General features: G+C 62.6%; 20 protein-coding genes. 15 read left to right on the forward strand and 5 right to left on the reverse strand.

Annotated features, from left to right (window positions below; genetic code table 11):
• Positions 1 to 5: 5 nt before the first annotated feature.
• The 4 genes from ACSFBF_RS24980 to ACSFBF_RS24995 all read left to right on the forward strand — a co-directional run bounded on the left by ACSFBF_RS24980 (position 6) and on the right by ACSFBF_RS24995 (position 3,206).
• A complete protein-coding gene (locus ACSFBF_RS24980; RefSeq protein ID WP_435471708.1) occupies positions 6 to 998 on the forward strand; it encodes a Bug family tripartite tricarboxylate transporter substrate binding protein in 993 nt (330 codons plus the stop codon).
• A 19-nt stretch (positions 999 to 1,017) separates the two neighbouring features.
• Complete coding sequence (locus tag ACSFBF_RS24985) at positions 1,018 to 1,809, forward strand: class II aldolase/adducin family protein (RefSeq protein ID WP_435471710.1); 792 nt, start codon at positions 1,018 to 1,020, stop codon at positions 1,807 to 1,809.
• A 19-nt stretch (positions 1,810 to 1,828) separates the two neighbouring features.
• Entirely contained in the window at positions 1,829 to 2,806 is a 978-nt protein-coding gene (locus tag ACSFBF_RS24990) for a 2-dehydropantoate 2-reductase (RefSeq protein WP_435471712.1), read from the forward strand.
• Between the two features lie 196 nt (positions 2,807 to 3,002).
• Entirely contained in the window at positions 3,003 to 3,206 is a 204-nt protein-coding gene (locus tag ACSFBF_RS24995; protein ID WP_176928761.1) for a hypothetical protein, read from the forward strand.
• Between the two features lie 32 nt (positions 3,207 to 3,238).
• Here the strand turns inward: ACSFBF_RS24995 and ACSFBF_RS25000 are convergent, their stop codons facing one another.
• Positions 3,239 to 3,475, reverse strand: coding sequence for a hypothetical protein (locus ACSFBF_RS25000; protein ID WP_435471714.1), 237 nt, complete (start codon positions 3,473 to 3,475; stop codon positions 3,239 to 3,241).
• A gap of 641 nt (positions 3,476 to 4,116) precedes the next feature.
• Here ACSFBF_RS25000 and ACSFBF_RS25005 point away from each other — a divergent pair.
• From ACSFBF_RS25005 to ACSFBF_RS25050, 10 genes are all read left to right on the forward strand, one after another.
• Positions 4,117 to 5,280 carry a polysaccharide biosynthesis/export family protein gene (locus ACSFBF_RS25005; RefSeq protein WP_435471716.1) on the forward strand — a complete coding sequence of 388 codons (1,164 nt, stop codon included), beginning with the start codon at positions 4,117 to 4,119 and terminating at the stop codon, positions 5,278 to 5,280.
• Positions 5,277 to 5,735: a low molecular weight protein-tyrosine-phosphatase gene (locus tag ACSFBF_RS25010; RefSeq protein WP_435471718.1), complete on the forward strand. Its 459-nt coding sequence runs from the start codon at positions 5,277 to 5,279 to the stop codon at positions 5,733 to 5,735. The genes ACSFBF_RS25005 and ACSFBF_RS25010 overlap by 4 nt, the downstream gene beginning before the upstream one ends.
• Positions 5,732 to 7,996, forward strand: coding sequence for a polysaccharide biosynthesis tyrosine autokinase (locus ACSFBF_RS25015; protein WP_435471720.1), 2,265 nt, complete (start codon positions 5,732 to 5,734; stop codon positions 7,994 to 7,996). Before ACSFBF_RS25010 ends, ACSFBF_RS25015 begins: the two co-directional genes overlap by 4 nt.
• Positions 7,997 to 8,322: 326 nt before the next feature.
• Positions 8,323 to 9,045, forward strand: coding sequence for a sugar transferase (locus tag ACSFBF_RS25020; protein WP_435471722.1), 723 nt, complete (start codon positions 8,323 to 8,325; stop codon positions 9,043 to 9,045).
• Between the two features lie 92 nt (positions 9,046 to 9,137).
• Positions 9,138 to 10,196 carry a hypothetical protein gene (locus ACSFBF_RS25025; protein WP_435471724.1) on the forward strand — a complete coding sequence of 353 codons (1,059 nt, stop codon included), beginning with the start codon at positions 9,138 to 9,140 and terminating at the stop codon, positions 10,194 to 10,196.
• A complete protein-coding gene (locus ACSFBF_RS25030; RefSeq protein WP_435471726.1) occupies positions 10,193 to 11,344 on the forward strand; it encodes a polysaccharide pyruvyl transferase family protein in 1,152 nt (383 codons plus the stop codon). The genes ACSFBF_RS25025 and ACSFBF_RS25030 overlap by 4 nt, the downstream gene beginning before the upstream one ends.
• A 13-nt stretch (positions 11,345 to 11,357) precedes the next feature.
• A complete protein-coding gene (locus ACSFBF_RS25035) occupies positions 11,358 to 12,431 on the forward strand; it encodes a glycosyltransferase (protein WP_435471728.1) in 1,074 nt (357 codons plus the stop codon).
• Positions 12,428 to 13,696: a hypothetical protein gene (locus tag ACSFBF_RS25040; RefSeq protein ID WP_435471730.1), complete on the forward strand. Its 1,269-nt coding sequence runs from the start codon at positions 12,428 to 12,430 to the stop codon at positions 13,694 to 13,696. The genes ACSFBF_RS25035 and ACSFBF_RS25040 overlap by 4 nt, the downstream gene beginning before the upstream one ends.
• Complete coding sequence (locus tag ACSFBF_RS25045; protein WP_435471732.1) at positions 13,621 to 14,931, forward strand: lipopolysaccharide biosynthesis protein; 1,311 nt, start codon at positions 13,621 to 13,623, stop codon at positions 14,929 to 14,931. Before ACSFBF_RS25040 ends, ACSFBF_RS25045 begins: the two co-directional genes overlap by 76 nt.
• A gap of 29 nt (positions 14,932 to 14,960) precedes the next feature.
• Positions 14,961 to 15,764 carry a phytanoyl-CoA dioxygenase family protein gene (locus ACSFBF_RS25050; protein ID WP_435471734.1) on the forward strand — a complete coding sequence of 268 codons (804 nt, stop codon included), beginning with the start codon at positions 14,961 to 14,963 and terminating at the stop codon, positions 15,762 to 15,764.
• A gap of 13 nt (positions 15,765 to 15,777) precedes the next feature.
• Here the strand turns inward: ACSFBF_RS25050 and ACSFBF_RS25055 are convergent, their stop codons facing one another.
• Positions 15,778 to 16,479: an alpha/beta hydrolase gene (locus ACSFBF_RS25055; protein WP_435471736.1), complete on the reverse strand. Its 702-nt coding sequence runs from the start codon at positions 16,477 to 16,479 to the stop codon at positions 15,778 to 15,780.
• Positions 16,480 to 16,513: 34 nt separating this feature from the next.
• Positions 16,514 to 17,443, reverse strand: coding sequence for a DMT family transporter (locus ACSFBF_RS25060; RefSeq protein ID WP_435471738.1), 930 nt, complete (start codon positions 17,441 to 17,443; stop codon positions 16,514 to 16,516).
• A 102-nt stretch (positions 17,444 to 17,545) separates the two neighbouring features.
• On the opposite strand from ACSFBF_RS25060, the gene ACSFBF_RS25065 reads away from it, so the two are divergent.
• A complete protein-coding gene (locus ACSFBF_RS25065; RefSeq protein ID WP_435471740.1) occupies positions 17,546 to 18,526 on the forward strand; it encodes a LysR family transcriptional regulator in 981 nt (326 codons plus the stop codon).
• On the opposite strand, the gene ACSFBF_RS25070 is transcribed toward ACSFBF_RS25065, so the two are convergent.
• Together ACSFBF_RS25070 and alr are read right to left on the reverse strand one after the other, a co-directional pair.
• On the reverse strand, positions 18,480 to 19,235 hold the full coding sequence (locus ACSFBF_RS25070) for a hypothetical protein (RefSeq protein ID WP_435471742.1): 756 nt from the start codon (positions 19,233 to 19,235) through the stop codon (positions 18,480 to 18,482). The two genes, ACSFBF_RS25065 and ACSFBF_RS25070, sit on opposite strands and share 47 nt — an antisense overlap.
• Positions 19,232 to 20,332: an alanine racemase gene (gene alr / locus ACSFBF_RS25075; RefSeq protein ID WP_435471744.1), complete on the reverse strand. Its 1,101-nt coding sequence runs from the start codon at positions 20,330 to 20,332 to the stop codon at positions 19,232 to 19,234. The genes ACSFBF_RS25070 and alr overlap by 4 nt, the downstream gene beginning before the upstream one ends.
• Between the last annotated feature and the right edge of the window lie 13 nt (positions 20,333 to 20,345).

Genomic DNA, 20,345 nt, shown 5'->3' on the forward strand with positions numbered 1-20,345 from the left:
ACACCATGAGCTTCACGCGCCGCCAGATCCTGCAGACCACCAGCGCCTCGGCCTTGATGGCCAGCCTTGGCCAGAATGTTTTCGCGCAAGCGATGAACATCGAGACCGCCACCCTCGTCACCGGCTTCGCGGCCGGGGGCACCTCGGACACGACCTGCCGGCGCCTGGCGACCAGGCTCAGTCCGGAATACGCGAAGACCGTGGTGGTCGAGAACCGCACCGGCGCGGGCGGCCAGATTGCCGTGAGCTACGTGAAGAGCCGCCCGGCCGACGGCAGCACCATCCTGCAGACGCCGACCTCGATCCTCACGATCTACCCGCACATCTACAAGAAGCTGCCGTACGACCCGATGGTCGACATCACGCCGGTGAGCCTGGCCTGCATCTTCGACTTCGGCTTTGCCGTGGGCCCGGCCGTACCGGCCAGCGTGAAAACGGTGCCCGAGTTCCTGGCCTGGGCCAAGGCCAACCCGGCGGGCGCCAACTTCGGCTCGCCAGCCGCGGGCTCCACGCCGCACTTCATCGGTGCGCTGCTGGGCCAGAAGGGTGGCGTCGAACTCAAGCACGCGGCGTATCGCGGCACGCAGCCGGCCATGCTCGACCTGCTGGGCAGCAACATCTCGGCGGTGTCGGGGCCCATCGGCGACATCACGCAGCATCTGCAGACGGGCAAGGTGCGCATCCTTGGCGTGTCTGGCGCCAAGCGCAGCCGCTTCGCGCCCGATGTGCCGACCTTCGGCGAACAGAGCATCAAGGACATGGCGCACAGCGAATGGTTCGCCTTCTTCCTGCCGGCCAAGGCCTCGCCCGAACTGGTGGCGAAGCTGAACACGGCCATGAAGAACGCGCTGGCGCAGAAGGACGTGATCGACGGCCTCGGCACCTTCGGCCTGGAAGCGATGTCTTCCACGCCGGCCGAGCTGACCGAACTGCTCAAGAAAGACACCGCCAAGTGGGCGCCGATCGTGAAAGAGGTCGGCTTCACCGCGGAAGGTTGAAACACATGAAGGAACTGCCATGAACACACTCGCCACTCCAGCAGCCTCGGCGCTGGTCCATCCCTCGATCCATCCCGACGAGCGCGCCGCGCGCGAAGAGCTTGCGGCCTGCTATCGCGTGTTCGCGATGCTGGGCTGGGTCGAGATGATCTACAACCACATCACGGTGCGGCTGCCCGACAGCGTGACGGGTGGCGAGAAGCAGTTCCTCATCAACCCCTTCGGCCTGCACTACAGCGAAGTCACCGCCAGCAACCTGGTGAAGATCGACCTGCATGGCAAGGTGCTCGACGGATCGACCTACCCGGTGAACCCGGCCGGCTTCACGGTGCACGCGGCCATTCACGACGGCCTGCCCGGCGCGCACTGCGTGATGCACACGCACACGACCGCCGGCGTGGCGGTGGCCTGCCTACAGGGCGGCCTGCAGCAGACCAATTTCTATACCGCGCAGCTGCACGGCATGGTGGCGTACCACGACTTCGAGGGCATCACCATCCATGCCGACGAGGGCCCGCGCCTGCTCAAGAGCATTGGCGACCGCAACGCGGTGATCCTGCGCAACCACGGCCTGCTGGCCTGGGGGCAGACGCTGCCGCAGACTTTTGCGATTTTGTGGACGCTGCAGCGCGCCTGCGAGATCCAGATGGCGACCTTCTCGATGGGCGCCGCCATTCCGGTGAGCGAGGAAATCGCGCAGCGCTGCACGCGCGACGCGCTGCAGTTCAGCCCCGAGCACGGCGCCGGGCAGGATGTGTTCAATGCGCTCGTCCGCCAGGTGGACCGCATCGACCCTACGTACCGCAACTGAACCCGAAGCGACGGACCCCATGAAGATTTGTATTTACGGCGCCGGCGCGATCGGCGGATGGATCGGCGTCGGCCTCGCGCAAGCGGGCCAACGCCTGAACGTGGTGGCACGCGGCGCCACGCTCGAAGCATTGCAGCGCGACGGCCTCTCTTTGATGCGCGGTGACGTGCGCACGCGCGTGCCCGTCAATGCCGTGGCCGACCCCGAGTCGCTCGGCGTGCAAGACCTGGTGGTCATCGCCGTCAAGGCGCCGGCTTTAGCCGGTGTGGCGGAGCGCATCGGGCCGCTGATCGGCGCCGACACCATCGTGCTGGTCGCGATGAACGGCGTGCCGTGGTGGTTCCTCGAAGGCGGCTTCGGCGGCGAGATCACTGGCCACCGGCTCGCGGCCGTGGACCCCGAAGGCGCCATTGCCAAGGCCATTCCGTCGCGCAACGTGATCGGCTGCGTGGTGCACGCAAGCTGTTCGCTCGACGGGCCGGGCGTGGTGCGGCATCACTTCGGCAACGGGCTGATCGTGGGCGAGCCCTCGGGCGAGGCCACGCCGCGCGTGCAGAAGCTGGTCGAACTGCTTAAGAGCACGGGCATCGACACCACGCTGTCGCCGCAGATCCAGAAGGACGTGTGGTTCAAGCTGTGGGGCAACATGACGGTGAACCCGATCAGCGCGCTGACGGGTGCGACCACCGACCTGATCATGGGCGACGACTACGTGCGCGGCTTCATCTCGGCGGTGATGCTGGAGGCCAAGGAGATCGGGCGGCGCATCGGTATCGAGATCACGCAGAGCCCGGAAGACCGGCACGCGATCACCATGAAGCTCGGAGCGTTCAAGACCTCGATGCTGCAGGACGTGGAAGCCGGGCGCTCGGTGGAGCTCGATGCGCTGGTAACGGTGGTGCGCGAACTGGGCGAGCTGACGGCGGTGGCAACGCCCTTCACCGACGCGCTGCTGGGGCTGGCGCGCTTGAGAACGCGGCAACTCGGGCTGTACTGAGCGCCTGCGCAGCGCACCAGGACCCAAGGTCAGGCGGCGCACAGGTTCGGCCCGCAGACTGCAAATGCAGCGTCTGCAGAACCCTGTACACCCTTTTTTCTTCTTGGGCTATCCTCTCGCCATTCGAATGCACGTAGCGATTTCTTACACACCAACAAGGCTATATGCGTGCTTGAGCGAAGGGGGAGACAGATAGATGCGCTTGATCTTCATCGAACTTCTGGTGGCCTTGGTGCTGCTGCCCATCAGCGGCCTGTTCTGGTGGTGGGCCTTCGGCATGGGCGGCCTGGCTGTGGCCGGCTTTCTGCTGGTTGGCGGCGGCGCTCTGTACCTTGTCTTGCGGGGCGTGCGCTCGGCCAAGAACCAGCTCGGTCACCCCGGCGATGACCGCGAGCAATAGGCCCTGAGCCTTTTCGCCTGACACATTCGCATTCAATTTGGCAGGGAATTGGTGCAATTTGTTTTTTCGATCTCACCTGCCATGGCGTCGGCACGGCCGGATCTGAATTCTTTTTTCTGATTTACCCCGGCCTCGCGATGGGCCAGGCACGGTTTCATTGATTGAAATCTGAAACATCCTTCGGCTCCCGAATGATGCAAATAAGAAAACACTACAAAAGTGTCGATCAGGCCGCCGCAAATCGCATTTCTCCTGAATTGAATCAGCAATTAGCCTGAAATCATTCATCGATTTCTTGGGGCCGATTTCGCACGGTCCTGGTGCTCCTGGCCCCGGCGGAGGGCGAGGAATTCGGGAGTAATTCAAAAATCCTACCGCCGATTCGCCTTGGGCAACGGCTGACTGGGTACCCTCCCGCGCCGTTGCTCGACGCTCAAACCGGGCAAACTGAAGCTCATAGCCCACGATTTGTCGGCTAAGTCCTACCCAGTTGACAATTGCTTACAAAGTAGAACGCAATGTCAAAAACCCTATGTGGGTGGCCTTTGTGGTTCGAGAGCCACGATCTCCCGTATCAATGGGGTAATTAATAAGTTGCATTTTCCATTTCGGCTGACGGCATCCTGACCAGGCGTTTGCCCCCTCGATTCCCAATGAAAAAGGGTCTCCGGAAGGGGAAGCAAGGGATAACCCTGCCCCCGGCGTGGTCGCACCACGAATGGACACGCCTTTTGCGTCTACTCCACGAAATAGGGCTGCTGCGAAGGCAGCGACAATTTCCTTTTCATTGCTCTCCCGATAAATCTCCGGTCAAGCCGGAAAAGCGTCTTGGTAATAAAAAGAATTACCGGCGCAAATCGGGCTCGGGCTTTGCATATGAATCGCAGTTGTTGAAAAAACCAAGTTCGCAATGGAGTTCCATTTGACACGCTACCTGTACCTGATGGGGTGGAGTGCCGCCTTGGCCGGCGCGTTGATGCTTCAGGGCTGCGCACCGGGCTTTGGCTCCGTGGTGGCTTACGAGCCCGATCAGAGTCCGGCGCCATCTCTTGCCGCCGACGGCACGCCGCAGGAGGCGCTCGTCCCCATCTCGCCGAGCCTCATCCGCGCGATGGCCGAAGCGCAGCCGGCGGCGATTCCGCCCGACGTGAAGGCCCTGTTCGGCGAAGCCCCGACCTACACGATCGGCCCGGGCGACGTGGTGGGCGTCATCGTCTACGACCACCCCGAGCTGCTGCCCAACGCCGGCGCCGTGATTTCCCAGCAGACGGACCCCACGGGCATCAGCGTGGCGCCGGGCTTCATCGTCGGCGCCAACGGGCAGATCAGTTTTCCGTACATCGGCCGGGTCCAGATGCAGGGCCTGACCGAGATCGAGGCGTCCGACGTGATCGCCAAGCGCATCGCGCGCTACATCAAGGACCCGCAGGTGACGGTGCGCATCCAGTCCTTCAGAAGCCGCCGTGCATTCGTGGAAGGCGAAGTGCGCACGCCGGGGCTGCAGCTCTTCACCGACGTTCCGATGACGCTGTCCGAAGCGCTCAACCGGGCCGGCGGCATCACGTCCAGCGGCGACCGTTCGTTCGTCACGCTGACGCGCGGCGACAAGACCACGCTCATCGACCTGCCCAAGCTGCAGGACCTGGGCGGCAACGCCAGCAAGATCCCGCTGCAGAACGGCGACGTGGTGCAGGTGCGCAACCGCGACGAGAGCAAGGTGTTCGTGATGGGCGAAGTCGCCAAGCCCTCGGCGCTGACCATGCACAACGGCAGGCTCACCCTCAACGAGGCGCTGGGTGAGGCCGGCAGCGCAAGCCTGAGCACGGCGAACACGGGGCAGATCTACGTCGTGCGCAACAACGCCAACAACACGAAGGGCTCGCCGTCGGTCTTCCACCTGAATGCGAAGAACCCCGCCGCGCTGGCGCTGGCCGAGCGCTTTCCGCTGCAGCCGCGCGACGTGGTCTACATCGACTCGGTGCCGCTGGCCACCTGGAGCCGGGTGGCCAGCCTGATCCTGCCGGCGACCCAGGCGCTCTACTACAGCGACCAGGTCTACATGAACCACCGATGAGATCCGTACTGACAGTCTGCATCGGCAATATCTGCCGAAGCCCGATGGCGGAAGGCCTTCTTGCCGCGGGCTTGCCGCATCTGCGCGTGTTCTCCGCGGGCACCGGCGCGCTCGTCGGCAAGCCGGCCGACCCGATGGCGCAGGCGCTCATGCGAAGACGCGGGCTCGACATCTCGGACCACGTCGCGCAGCAGGTGAGCCAGATGCTGTGCCGGCAGGCCGACCTGATCCTGGTGATGGACCGGGAACAGCGTCGCCATCTCGAATCTACCTACCCCTTCGTGCGCGGCAAGGTCTTCCGCATTGCCGAGTTCTCGGTCGCGCAGGACGTGCCCGACCCATATGGAAAAGACGAGGCGGCGTTCGAGCACGCCTTGGCCCTGATCGATGCCGGCGCCCGGACATGGATCGACCGCATTCTGAAAATCACAAAACCCGAGCAGCAACCGACATGAACGCACCCCCGCAAGCCGCGCCGATGCCGATGCAAGCGCTGGAAGAGGATGGCGACGGCATCAACCTGGCCGAGTACCTGGACATCCTGATCGACCACCGCTGGCTCGTCGCGGCCATCGTTGCCGTAACAGTGCTCCTGGGCGCGGCCTATGCCTTCCTCGGCAAGCCCGTCTACGAAGCCAACGTCGCGGTGCAGGTGGAAGATTCCGGCAACTCCGCAGGCAGCTTCCTGGGCGATGCCGCCTCCTCGCTGCTGAGCGTGAAGACGCCGGCCGCGGGCGAGATCGAAATCCTTCGCTCGCGCGCCATCCTCGGCAAGGCCGTGGAGAACACCAAGCTCTACATCAGCGCGCGGCCGCGGTATGCACCCATCGTGGGCAGCTGGCTTGCCCGCCGCGCCACCGAGCTGTCGGACCCTGGCTTCATGGGGCTTTCGGGCTACGTGACGGGCACCGAGAGCATCCTCGTTCCGAGGTTCGACGTTCCCGCGGATTTCGAGGAAAAGCCGTTCACGCTGACCCTCGGGGCCGACGGCCAGTACGAGCTGAGCAACCCCGACATCGATACGCCGATGAAGGGCTCCATCGGCACGCTGCTGATGGCAAACGTTCCGAGCGTTCCCAACGGAAGCGTGAGCCTGCTGGTCAGCAGCATCAACGCGAAGCCGGGCGCGCAGTTCCAGCTCGTGCGGTCTTCGACGCAGCTCACGCTCCTGGCGCTGCAGGACAACCTGAAGGTCGTGGAGAAAGGCAAGCAGTCGGGCGTGCTCGATGTCAGCTGGAGAAGCGGCGACGCAGAAAAGCTGACGCAGCTGCTCAACGAAATCGGTCGCCTCTACGTTCGCCAGAACATGGAGCGCAAGGCGGCCGAGGCCGAGAAGACACTGGGCTTCCTGGACGGCGCGCTGCCCCAGTTCAAGAAGCAGCTGGAGCAGTCCGAAGACATCTACAACCGCTACAGAAACCAGAACGGCACGGTCAGTCTCGACGACGAGGCAAAGAACGCGCTGACCCAGACCATCGACCTGCAGTCCAAGCTGCTCGAGGCGGAACAGAAGCGGCGCGAACTCACCGCGCGCTTCACGAGCGAGCATCCCGCCGTCCAGACGCTGGACACCCAGGTCGCCGCATGGAAGAGCGCGCTCGCCACCGTCGATGCGCGCATCCGCAAGATGCCGGAGCTGCAGCAGAACACCGTTCGCATGCAGCGCGACATCAAGGTCAACACCGACCTGTACGTATCGCTTCTCAACAGCTCGCTGCAGATGCGGCTGGCCAAGGAAGGCAAGGTGGGCAACGTGCGCCTGCTGGACGACGCCATCGTTCCGGAAGAACCGGTGTGGCCCAAGCGGCCCCTGGTCATCGCGCTGGCTGTGATCCTGGGGCTGGCTGCCGGCATCGGCGCCGCGATTGCAAGGAACTCGTTCTTCGGCGGCATCCGCAATCCGGGAGAAATCGAAAGCCACACCGGGCTCAACGTCTACAGCAGCATTCCGCTGAGCGCCGCCCAACGCACGATCGAGAGGAACATCGAGAACAAGGTCGTCGGCAAGCACGTCCTGGCGCACCTGTTCCCCGAAGACCCCGCGGTGGAAAGCCTGCGCAGCCTTCGCACCGCGCTGCAGTTCGCCATGCTGGAAGCGACCAACAACCGCCTTCTCATCTCCGGCGCGACGCCTGGCGTGGGCAAGACCTTCATTTCGGTCAACTTCGCGGCGATCACCGCGGCAACCGGCAAGAAGGTTCTGTTGATCGATGCGGACTTGCGAAAAGGCCGCGTGAATCAATTTCTCTCGATCCAGCGGTCTTCCGGCCTGTCCGAATTGATCGCCGGCACGCTCGACCTCGAGAAAGCGATTCGCCCGTCGGCCCTGCCGAATCTGGACATCATTACCACGGGTGTGCTTCCGCCTAATCCGGCCGAGCTGCTGACGAGCGATTCCTTTGTCCAGGTACTGGAAAAGTTATCTCCGCTATACGACCTCGTCATCATCGATACGGCCCCGGTTCTCGTTGCCGCGGATACCGCATCGGTCGCCCCGCTTGCGAGCACTTTGCTACTCGTTGCACGCGCCGAAAAAACCCATCTCGGCGAATTGAATGAGAGCGTCAGAAGACTTGCGCATGCAGGCCGTACGGTAAATGGCGTAATTCTGAATGCTATTGATCTAACCCGCCGCCACGCTGGCAGCGGGAGTTACAAATATGGTGCTTACAAGCATTTACAATATACATACAATACCAACAGGGATTCCACCTAGACCGTGAAAATTGGGGTTAAATTCAAAATCATGAGCCTGGAATTTTGCTCCGGCTCATCGATTAAATACTCACTTAGTATTCGGAGTAATAAGGCACTACAAATGATGGTTAGCCCATTTGTATTGCCTTCATCGAGTCATTTGGCCGCGCAATAGTTTCTGCATTGCAGATCCTACGAGGCATTTGTGCGGGTCGTCTCGGCCAAAAAACCAAGGCCATAACAGAGGACATGCAGGCTTTTGCCTGCGTGAGGAAAGGTGCGTCAAAAATGAAATCATTTCGACGAGAAATCTTGTCGCGCTTCAAATCCGGGCGGAGAAATCCCATGGGAAATCTTCGCCCTGAAGAATCGCTGGTACCGCAAGGCTGGAATATTTCGGACGCAAACGGCGAAATGTCCCGCGGCGGCTCGCAAACCGGAATTCATCATCCGGCCGTACTGCGGATCGGGAAAAGGTCGGTAGATATTGCCGCCGCGCTGTTCTTTTTTGCTGCCTTCGGCTGGCTCTTCGTGTTGATCGGCCTCTTTGTGCTGATCAGCTCCGGGTCTCCGGTCCTGTATTACCAGTCGCGCTACGGAAAAGACGGGCGAATATTCAGGTTCTACAAATTCCGCTCGATGATCGCCAATTCGGCCCAGGTGCTCGAGGAACATCTGAAAAGCAATCCGGAGGCACGCCGCCAATGGGATGAATACCAAAAGCTGGACGACGATCCACGGATCACGCGTTTCGGCAAATTCATCCGCAAGACCAGCCTGGACGAGCTGCCGCAATTCTGGAACGTGCTGACGGGCGACATGAGCCTCATCGGCCCCCGCCCCTGCATGCTCGAACAGAAAGAGCTCTACGGCCAGAACTGGTCGCACTACTGCGCTGTCCGCCCCGGAATCACGGGTTTGTGGCAGGTCAGCGGTCGCAATCAGCTGACCTACAACGCACGCGTTGCGTTGGACGTGAGGTATGTCGAGACCCTTTCCGTCGGGAAGGACGTGGACATCTTCTTCAGAACCATCTGGGTGGTTGCTGCCGGTCACGGGTCCCGATGAATTTCATCGGTCCCGGATGATCGGCTCCGGCCGGGCCGGCCGGACAGATTTTCCTTCGCTTTCGAAATGATTGGATTGGAATCCACATGCGGATGAGCCACGCCATTCCGGGACCGGCGGTGAGAAGAAGAAGCACGCGCCGCTTCAATCAATTCTCGATTGCCGGAATACTGATCGTGCTCGTGTACACGATCATCTACGCGTATTTCAGGGAAATGCTTCCCGAGAAATGGAGCGTGGACTCGGCAAAGATCATCGAGATCCTCAATTACGGCGGCACGGGCGACATGGACAACTCGTTCGCTGTCACCGCCGCTCTGTTTGCCGTTATTGGGGTCGACAACCTGGACGTTTTCACTTGCGGCGTGAGCATCGTGTTTTTGTTTTTTGCGACTCACGACGTTCGCAAGGCTGGCGACTTTTTCGCCAGGCTGCTGCTGATTGCGCCTTGCATCATGCTGAACATGTTTGCGCCGTCCAAGGAGACGGTCGTGCTCATCATGACCATGTTCATCACCGTTTCGACTATCTATTTTCGAACGTCGAAATTACTTACCGTCGGGGCCTTCCTTTTTCTTTACGCGATCTACGGGGTCTTCGTACGGCAATACTATTTGTTGATTGTCGGCGTGTTCTTCATCGTCTATTACCTGTGGCGGCGCCCTCTTAAATATCACGTTCTGGCCGCCATCGTGGTCGTCGGAGCGATCATGGCGGCACCTTCCAGCATTTTGCAGACGCTCCAATCACCGCGAGATACATCGAACGCCTACGCGGAACAGATCGGCAGCGACAACAGAACGGCCTTTACCAATATTGCGTCTCCCGCCAGCGGCCCCGGATTTTTGGTCAATTACGTCTATGCCGCAACGGTGCTGATCACGCCGGTTCTTTATTTTCAGACTGCAAGCGACGCATTCATGCAATTGATGATCGCAGCCATGCTGATCATTTTGTACAGGGCGCGGCGAAAGTCCAAACGCGATCCAGATCGATTCGAGCCGAGGTTTTTCGGCAGCCTTTTCATAGCGCACATTCTTGTGCAATTGATATTTGAACCAGATCTCGGCAGCTTCACCAGGCATTTGACCTCCGTAATGCTCTACATCATTGCCATCAAAGTTTCCGAGAACAAAGCAGTCTCCAGATGAAAAAAATCCTGATTTGTGCGGTGCCGTACAGCGACAACCTGGGTGACGGGGTCATCGCGGCGTCGCTGGCTCACATCGCCGGCATGAAATATCCGCAGGCGAAGGTGGAGTTCCTCGACATCGCCGGCCGCGTCGCGTTCGACGAATCGAATCTGCGGGGCGGCGGCGCGTTCGAAATCTTCCAGAAGATGCCGGCCTTGCTGCGATCGGCAATCGTTTTTGCGTATTGCCTCAAGAACTACCTCCTGGGCTGGCGCAAGCAATGGAAAGCTGCAGTAGACGATGCGGACCTGGTCCTCATCGGCGGTGGTCAGCTGTTCTGCGACGTGGCGTTGAACTTTCCCGTCAAGCTGTTTCTGCTGAGCAGATTGCTTCGCGGCAAGAAGGTCGCGGTGGTTTCGGTTGGCGTCACGGCCAAATGGTCGTTCTGGGGGAAATTTCTCGTCAAGAAATTCCTCAGGAACGCCGCCCCCGTTTTCTACGCGACGCGCGATGTGGATTCGGCGAACAACCTGCACGCGTTCTTCGACATCCCGCGCAGCGAGATCAAGGTCGTTCCCGACCCCGCACTGGTTTGCGCGAGCGCCTTTTCGGACGAGCTTTCTCCGGACAAGAAGTGGGACGTGGGAATCTGCGTCAGCAGCCTCGATGCCCTGGTGATGAATTCCGAATACGGAGACACGCGCACCAGCGGCTCCGCGGAATTCTTCTCGGGCCTGGCCGAAGCATTGCAGGCAGAAGGCGCGCGGGTGCTGTATTTCACGAACGGCGCGGCGGAGGACAACAAGATCCTTGCCGAGATTTCTTCTTCACGAGCAGCCGCGCCGGGCTTCTCGTTCGTCGTTCCCAAGCGCCCCGACGATCTTGTTGCGCTGATCAGCGCCTGCTCGTGCATTGCAGCGCACAGGCTGCACGCAAACATCGTCGCCTACAGCCTGAACATTCCTTCCATCGGGATGAATTGGGACAAGAAGGTCGAGTCCTTCTTCCAGCTGACGGATCGAACCCAGTATTTGTTCGGCCTGTCGCCACGCCGGGAAGAGCTGAAGGCCTCCGTACTGAATCTGCTCAACGAAAAAAATGCCGACCGCAGAAGACTGGACGAATTGAAGACCGAAGTCATCGCCGGAACCCACGCATTGATCTGAGGAGCGAATCTCCATGAAAGTACTGCACGTTGCCGAAACGCTCAAGGGCGGGTTGGAAACCTATCTTCGGATCGTTTCGAATTTCCAGAAGAACTCTCCGGAAATCAGCCAGGTGAAGTTCATATTGCCCGGAACGGTCGATTGGCTGAACCCCGAGAGCGCCCACGTGGTGCCCACCGCCCGCAGCCCCCTGTCCCTGGTGGGCTATGCCGCGCGCGTCAAGAAGATCATCGAGTCGGAGCGCCCTTCCGTGCTCCACCTGCACAGCTCGATTGCAGGGGGCATCGTCCGGGTCATGGCCATGCTCGGGCAGATACCCAGCGAGGTGAAGATCGTCTATTGCTCCCACGGCTGGGCCTTCGATCAGGCTGCGTCCCGCTACAAGAAGTCGGCCTACCGATGGATCGAGCGGCTGCTTTCCTCGCGCAGCGACGCCATCATCTGCATCAGCCGCCATGAGATCAGGATCGCGTCGAAATCCGGCATCAGGCGATGCACATGCATTCCCAATGGGATCGACTCCGTCAGTCCCAGGCTGCCGAGTCAATTGCTGCCTGATGAAGTCGAGCGCAGCCCGCGAAAAGTTCTCTTCGTCGGCCGACTGGACCGGCAAAAGGGAATCGACGTCCTGCTCGACTCGTACAACAGGGTTCAGCCGAACTTCAAGCTGATCGTTGTCGGCGAGGCCGTGCGTAATGATCTTTTTCTTGCCAAGGCCGATCGGGTCGAGTTCAAGGGCTGGCTGGAAAAAGACGAGCTGGACACCGTCTACCAGGACTGCGACGCCATCATCGTTCCGTCGAGATGGGAAGGCTTCGGGCTCGTTGCCGTCGAAGCAATGGCGAGGAGCAAGGCAGTTTTTGCATCCGCTGTGGGCGGCCTCGTCGACATCGTTGAAGACGACAGGAGCGGCCGGCTCTTTTCCCTGGAGCAGATGGACCAGATGCTGCGGGAAATCGACGGCATCCCCAATGAAACCTTGCGGCAGATGGGGCAGACGGGGCGAAAGATCTTCGAAGAGAAGTTCACTTCGCAGCGAATGAACACCGCCATCGTCGATCTGTACAAGGAGTCGGTTCTGCCATGAAGATTTCCGGATTCTTTGCCCGGGGCCTCATCGGGCTGCTGGGCGCCCTGCTGTTCATTGCCGCGCCGATCGGCACGGCCAATGCCAGAGGCATCGATGGCCTGACCTCGGAGTACCCGGTTGCGCTGAGCGTGCAGATCGATCCCGCGACCATCACTGACGACGACCTGCATGAAATACGCGCGGCCGGTTTCGAATTCGTGCGGTTCGGCGTGCGGCCTCCGCTGAAAAGCGTCAACCCCAATTTGATCGACTACCCGAGCCTGATCCAGCGCGTGCGCAAGGCCAGGCTCGAAGCCATCGTCACGTTGTTCGGCGGCCGCGAGATCTGGGGACACGAGCCCTCGGACCTGCGTGGTGGCAACCGCAGCAGGGAAACCATGTTCGCGGACTTTGCGAGCGACTTCATGAAGGCGCACACCACCGATGTCGCCGTTTGGGAGATATGGAACGAGCCGGACAACAAGACATTCCTGCAGCCCAGCCTTCTTTCGAACTTCGGGACCGCCTCGTCGGAGCTGTGCAACAAGCTGACGCAGCAAAAGATCCAGCCGAACATCGTCATCGGATACGGCTTCGCGAAGCTGCCCTTCGCCGGAGGCAAGGTTCCTTCGGAGCTGGAAGATGCCTTTGTCTCGGCCGCCAGGACCGATTGCCTGACGGACATCTCGATTCATCCATACCGCTCGGTTCCCGAAACGGCGCTGGCCGACTACCAGAAGCTGCGTGCGCAACTGGACCAGCGGCAACTGAAGAAGACCGGCATCGTCGCCTCGGAATGGGGCTACGCCTCGTACATGCCGGTTCGCGACCGCAACGCACAGGCTTCGTTGATCTTCAGGGAGTACCTGATCAATGCCGCCGCGGGCATCAAGCTGTTGAACCTCTATTCCTGGCGCGACAGGGGCCAGTCTTACTTTTCGAAGGAAGACAACTTCGGAATCAAGTCCAAAGCCGGGGAAAAGAAGGAGGCCTACTCCGCGCTGACCGAATTTCTCAAGATCGCCCGGCATTCGCAAAAGGTGTCGTACCAGGATGCCAAGGGCATGAGCCAGCTCGTGCTGCGTCGCGGCGAGTCTTTGCTGCACGTGGTCTGGACGCAGGGCCCCGAACAGACTGTGTCAGTCCCCGCGGGCAGCGGCAAGAAATGCACGCGCGTCGACTTCTTCCCCCAGATGCGTGAAGGCAGTTGCGGAAGCCCGTCGGGTGGGAGCTTTTCTGTCAAGGCGAATGCCAATCCCGTTTTGCTGTCCATATCGGACTGAACGGGATGAAGCATCTGTCCGGACTCAGAAAACGCCTTGGTGGTCCGATCTACGCCGTTGCAGACCAATGCATATACAGCGCGAGCCAACTGCTGCTGAGCTTTGCGCTGGCCCGCGTGCTTTCGCCTTCGGATTTCGGCGTTGCCTCCGCATTCCTGGCGGTGAGCAGCTTTCAATACATCCTGCACATGGCCATGGTGCATGAGCCCTTGCTGATCAAGCGCTACTACGCGCATCGATCCGCGGCATGGCTCACATGGGCCCTGGTGGTTCTTTTTTCTCTTCTGGGTTTCGTGGCCTGGCAAGTGGCGGCTTTTCCCGGGCAGTTGCACTGGGTGGGTGTGGCCTTGATCCTCGGCTACGAGATCTTCTGGATTTCGCGCAGCCTCCTGCTCACGGGACGGCGGTACGGGATTCTTTGCGTCACCGGCGTGCTGGTCGGTGTGGCGTATGTCGCTGTGCTGAAAGCCGAAAAGCCCGCGACGTGGATGGAAGCCCTGCTGCTGATTTCCATCATCCAGGTCCCGTTTCTTTTTCTGGTGCTCAGGAATGCGGGGAACGTGATTCTTCCGCTCCCGGCCGCGAAAACCGCGCAAGGGCTGACGGTCGGCGAATCGATGGCTTATGGCTGGAAGGCCAGCCTCTCCCAGTTCATGAGCTGGATCATGACGGGAGGGGCCATCCTGCTGCTTGGCTCTTCGGCAGATTCCGAGCAGGGTGGCTTGCTCAAGATCTACATCACCTTCCTGCTGCCGATGCAGTACGTGCTGTCGGCGCTTGGCTACTACCTGCTTCCGCAATTGGCGGCGAACTGGAATTCCGAAGGAAGAAAAAAGGCCTTCCGCGATTTCATCAAGTTCGTGCTGCTCGGGTTCGTGATTGCCGAAGGGGTCGGCGTCTTGCTGGGCCTGCTGGGGCCTCGCCTCGTCGTGCTGGCATTCGGCCCGAACTACAAGGGAATGGACTTTTCCCCCTTCTTCTATGCGCCCGCGATCTTTGGGTTGACCATGTGCCTGCGGACGGGCTTCAGGGCAGCCGCGCGGCCAGGGGCTCTCTTGCTGTGTTCGGTCGTCGGCGCCGTGGTGTTCGCCATTTTGATGTTCGCGGCAACGCCACCCATCTCCTACACCCAGACCATCCGCGCCATGACATGGGGCTTCGCCTGCATGGCCGCCTTGATGATCGGCTGGCTGTTCTATTTCATGCGAGCGACAACGACAGGGGAGAGTGCCTGAAAACGGGCAAGCAGGCCTTGGAGATCTTTATGAGCAACCCTTTGCTTCGCAGCGTAAGCATCGACGAGCGCCTTCGGTTCCTGAGGGATGGCGTGGTGTGTCTGCGCAAGATCATCTCGCCCGAATGGATCCAGCTGGCGCAGGACGGCATCGAGCAGCAGCGGCGCGCTCCTTCGCCCTACGCGACCGTGGTGGATGCCGACCCGCTCTATCTGCTGATCGACCAGATGCCGTCGGTGAAGAACGGCATGCTCCAGCGCGTGGTGTTCGAATCGGGCGCCGGCGAGATCGCCAAGCAGCTGACCGTGACGAGACGGCTGCGCTGGATTTACGACCAGCTGTTCTACAAGGGCCGTGGCCCGGCGGCAGAGACGCCCTGGCACCAGGACACGTCCTATGGATTGGCCGACAGCCATCGCATCGTGCGCGTGTGGATGCCGGTCGACCACATGCCGCGCGAGACCGCCATTGAGGTGGTGCGTGGCTCGCACCTCTGGAAAACGCACTATGGGCTGAGCGGCAGCAAGATCGAGGTGCTGGACGATGAATTCGAACTGCCGGACATCGAAGCCAATCGCAGCGCCTTCGACATCGTGGGCTACGAGGTGGACCCGGGCGACGTGGTGGTCTTCAACTACCGGGCACTGCACCATGCCGGCCCCGGCGTGAACTTCAACGAGAAACGCAGGGCCTTCGCCATCCTCTACGCCGACGACGAGCTCACGCTGAAGCATCGCCCTTCCTTGATGCCCGGGCCGCTGGACACGGCCGGCCTCGCATGGCGCGACGGACAGAAGACGGGCGATTTTCCGGAGGTGTTTCGCGCCGTCTAGGGCGGCGACGCGTTCAGCCGGACAGCGTGCGCAGCGCCGCGTCGAGCACCCTGTCGTGGTCCTGCGGATGGGCCTGCAGCCAGTCGTGCAGCTTGTGCCCCGCGCCCGCGAGCCGGATGACCTCGACGGATTTCACCCTGCGGGCCCTGCGCTCGTATTGCTCGAGAACCTGCGCGGGGATCACCGCATCTGCCGTTCCGTACACCAGCAGCAGGCGGCCTTCGAAGCCTTCGAGCGCCGTGAACGCCGGCGAACTCGCGTAGTCCACGGTCGAGCGAAGAATGCCCTGGAACTGCGGGCCGAACGGTGCGTCCTGCGCCTGGGCCACATAGGCGGCCGGGCAGAAGAGCACCAGCGCAGGCGGCTGCAGCCGTTCGATCAGGGAGCACGCGATGTGGCCGCCCATGCTCGTGCCGATCAACGAAAACGGACGCCCTGGCGCCACATGGCCAGCCACGGCAATTGCCTGCGCCACGCGTTCGTTCAGGCTGGAGCCTTCGAGTTGCCCGGAGCTTTCTCCATGGCCGGAGAAATCGAAGGATGCGCTGGCCACGCCACCGCGCGCCAGACCCGCAAGAAGGTACTGGATGCCGCGCCGCGACGACTGGCCGCCGCCGTGAAGTGCCAGCACGCAAGGCGCATCGCCTGTCGGGTTGTTCGTGATCGTGCCGCGCAGCGCCTGGGCACCCGAGGTCACGGAAAAGTCGTCGTTCATCGGCACGAGCATGACACGGCCGATGCGCGCAGCCTCAGGCGGTATCGCCGACGACACCACGGCCCGGGCCTTCCCTGGCCGGCAGCGTCACCCACCACGCCGCGCAGACGATCAGCAAGCCCCCTGCCCACCCCCACGGCCCGATGCGTTCGCCGAAGCCGTATGCCGCGATCAGTGCGCCGAACACCGGTTCGCTCCCCATCAGCTGCGACACCCGGCTCGGGCTCGAACGCGAGGCCGCGTGGTTCTGCGCGAAGAATGCGAAGACGGTGCACAGCAGCACGAGGTACGCCATGCCCCACCAGAACGACGCCGTGGCGGGCGGCATGTGCCACGCGCCACCGGCCGGCGAGGCGACCAGCGAGATCGCCGCCGCGCCGAGGGCCATCACGCCCGATTGCACGGCCGTCAGCGTCAGTGCCGGCAGCGCGTGATGCCCGGCGAGCCGCCGCGTCAGGCAGACCATCACGGCGCGCAGAAAGGCGGCGATCACCATGAGCCCATCGCCCCAGCCCACCGACAGATCCGCGGGCGACGTGGCCGACAGCATGGCCGCGCCCAGTGCCGACAGGCCGGCCGCCCAGAACATGCGCCGCTCCGGCCGCCGGCCCAGCAGCCACCATTCGACGACCGGCGTGAGCGCGACGCACAGGCTGATGAGGAAGGCGGCGTTGCTGGCCGTGGTCAACGACACGCCGAAGGTCTCGCACACGAAGATCGCCAGCAGGTTCGCGCCGAGCAAGCCGCCGACCGCAAGGCCCTGGCGCCACTGCGCATCGAACAGCGGCCTCAACGCGGGCAGCAGCACGACGAAGGTCAGCCCGAAGCGCAGCGCGATGAACTCCAGCACGGGCAGCTGCTGCGTCGCCTGCTTGGCCACCGCATAGCTGCCGCCCCACACGGCGGCCACCAACAGCAACATGATTTCGGCCGGGCCGATGCCCATCCGCTTCTTTGAATCCATACTGTCGGCCCGCCGTCCTTGAACAACCAAGAGAGAAAGAGGGAATTGTTCAGGGCATCACCCGGGCCGCACAGCCATCGGCCGGAACAGGACTATTGCGTCGTGGGAACGAATTCATTTCTCAAGGTCTTGCCGCAGATGGTGACCTTCGTGCGGGTCGCCGAACTGGGCAGCTTCTCCGCGGCTGCCGATCTGCTGGGCATGACGCCGTCCGCGGCGAGCCGGCAGGTGAAGCGGCTCGAAAAGGAAATCGGCGTGCAGCTACTGCAGCGCACGACGCGCCAGCTGCGGCTGACCGAGCCCGGCGCCGAAGCCTTCGCGCGCTGCCGCGAACTGGTGTTCGCGGCGCAGGGCGCGATGGAAATCGGGCAGCAGTTCGCCGCCGGGCCGAGCGGGCTGGTGCGCATCAGCGCGCCCAAGGCTTTTGCGCGGCGCGTGCTGCATCCGCACATTCTCGAATTCCTGCGGCGCTATCCGGAAGTGGATGTGCAGCTCATCGTGGCCGACCGCGACGTCGACCCGATCCGCGAAGGCGTCGACCTGGTGATGCGGCTGACGACGAAGCCGCCCGAAGGGCTGGTGGCGCGGCAGCTGATGCCGGTGGCGCACATCCTGTGCGCCTCGCCGCGCTATCTGGCGGAGCACGCCGCCATCGCGCACCCGGGCGACCTGGCTGCGCACAGCTGCCTTTCGCTGGGCGAGCACGAGCGCGACAACCACTGGCGGTTCAGCAGGAAGGAAGAAGAGGAAAAAGAAGAAGGAGAAAAAGAGGAGATGGAAGTCATCGTGCGCGGCCGCTACGTCTCCAACCACAGCGAGGTTCGGCTCGAGGGCGCACTGGCGGACCTCGGCGTGGCCGTGGTGCCGGCCTTCGTCGCGCAGGAGGCGCTGGACGCGGGCAGCGTGGTCCGCGTGCTGCCCGGCTGGGAGTACCGGGGCAACTACCAGGGGCACGCGTACATCCTGTACCCGCCCAACCGCTTCATAGCGCCCAAGTGCAAGGCGCTGGTCGATCACCTGCTCGGCGCGCTCGGGCTCAGTGCTTCTTCAGCAGAACGCGCACCGCCTCGGGCAGGGAATTGACCTGCGGCATGAAGTGATCGAGCAGCGCGCCGAGGATCACCGCGCTCGCGACCGCACCAAGCAGCGGCTTCCACGTGAGCCGCACTGCCGCCATGAGCCAGCCCTCGCGCGCCACGCGCACCGCGGCGCGAGCCGATACGTACGAGAACGCCACTTCGATGGCCACAGCCAGCAATGCGTCCCAGCTGAAGTACAGCAGCACGAGCGAGCCCGCACCGAGCACGATGGCCACGCAGACCAGGAAGATGGCGACCACCGGCACGACGATGATCGCGCCTTCGTCCGCGCCGCCGGCAACGTCGAGCGCGCCGCTCGCCACGTCGGACATGACGCTGCCGTCACCGCCACCACCAGCGTCACCAACGCTCGCGTGGCTTTGTGAGCCGCCTCCGCCACGTCCACTGCCGAAGTCCATGTCGGGCGCATCGACATCGAAGTCCGCCCTGCGGCCCTCCACCAGCCGCCTGGCCCACCAGCGCAGCACCAGCAGATAGCCCAGGTACCCCACGCCCAGCGTAAGGAAGTAGCGCACTGCCAGCGAATCGACATGCAGCAGGTGCATCTGCAGCGCCGACGCGCCCCACATCAGCAGCAGGGTGAAGGTGCCGATCAGGATGCCGTGCGTGCGCAGGCTGTAGTTGCGATGCAGGTCGCGTTCGACCTGCGTTTCCCACAGGCGCACGGAGCGCCAGTTGGAAAGGATCTTCATTGACCTTCGACGGGAGCGAACGGTACGCGCTGCGCCACGGCGCACATGAGCTCATAGCCGACCGTGCCGCCGGCCTTGGCAACCTCGTCGATAGGGAGCACGGCCCCCGTCTTCGCCGACTTGCCCCACAGCGTGACCTCGCTGCCGAACTTCGCATCGGGCACGTTCGTGAGGTCGACGGTGATCATGTCCATGCTCACGCGGCCGACCATGCGGGTGCGCACGCCGTTCACCAGCACCGGCGTGCCGGTGTTGCAGTGGCGCGGATAGCCGTCGGCGTAGCCGACCGCTGCCACGCCGATGGTGAGCGGGCCCTCGGCCGTGAAGTTGGAGCCGTAGCCGATGGTGTCGCCGGCTTTCAGCGTCTGCACCGAGATGAGCTGGGTCGAGAGCGTCATGGTGGGCTGCAGCTGCCAGTGCGCCGAGTCGTGTTCGGGAAAGTCGGGCGCGCTGCCGTACAGCAGGATGCCGGGACGCACCCAGTCGCCGCGCGTCTGGTCGGCGTGGCGCAGGGTGGCAGCGCTGTTGGCGATGGAGCGTTCGCCCGGCAGGTCGCGGGTGACGCGCTCGAAGGTCTCGAACTGGTGGCCGATGCCGCGCGCGCCGTCGGCGTCGCTGAAGTGGGTCATGAGCGAAATCTCGTCAACCTGCGTGAGCGCGTTCAGGCGGGTCCATGCGGAGCCGAAGCGCTCGGGCGTGAAGCCCAGGCGGTTCATGCCCGAATTCATCTTCAGGAACACGCGCTGCGGCTTCAGGGTCTTGTGGGCGGCGAGCATGTCGATCTGCTCGTCGCAATGCACGGTGTGCCAGAGGTCCAGCCGCGAGCACAGTTCCAGGTCGCGGGCATCGAACACACCTTCCAGCAGCAGCACCGGGCCGCGCCAGCCGAGGGCGCGCACGCGTTCGGCTTCGGCCAGATCGAGCAGCGCGAAGCCGTCGGCGCCGCGCAACCCCTCATAGACCCGCTCGATGCCATGGCCATAGGCGTTGGCCTTGACGACGGCCCAGACGCGGGCTTCGAGGGCCGAGCGGCGCGCCCGGTCGAGGTTGTGACGCAGGGCGTCGGTGTGGACAGTGGCGAGTATGGGACGCGGCATGGGTGGTTCCGGG

Source organism: Variovorax nivicola (genome assembly GCF_051216475.1).
In the GTDB taxonomy this organism is placed as follows: Bacteria; Pseudomonadota; Gammaproteobacteria; order Burkholderiales; family Burkholderiaceae_C; genus Variovorax.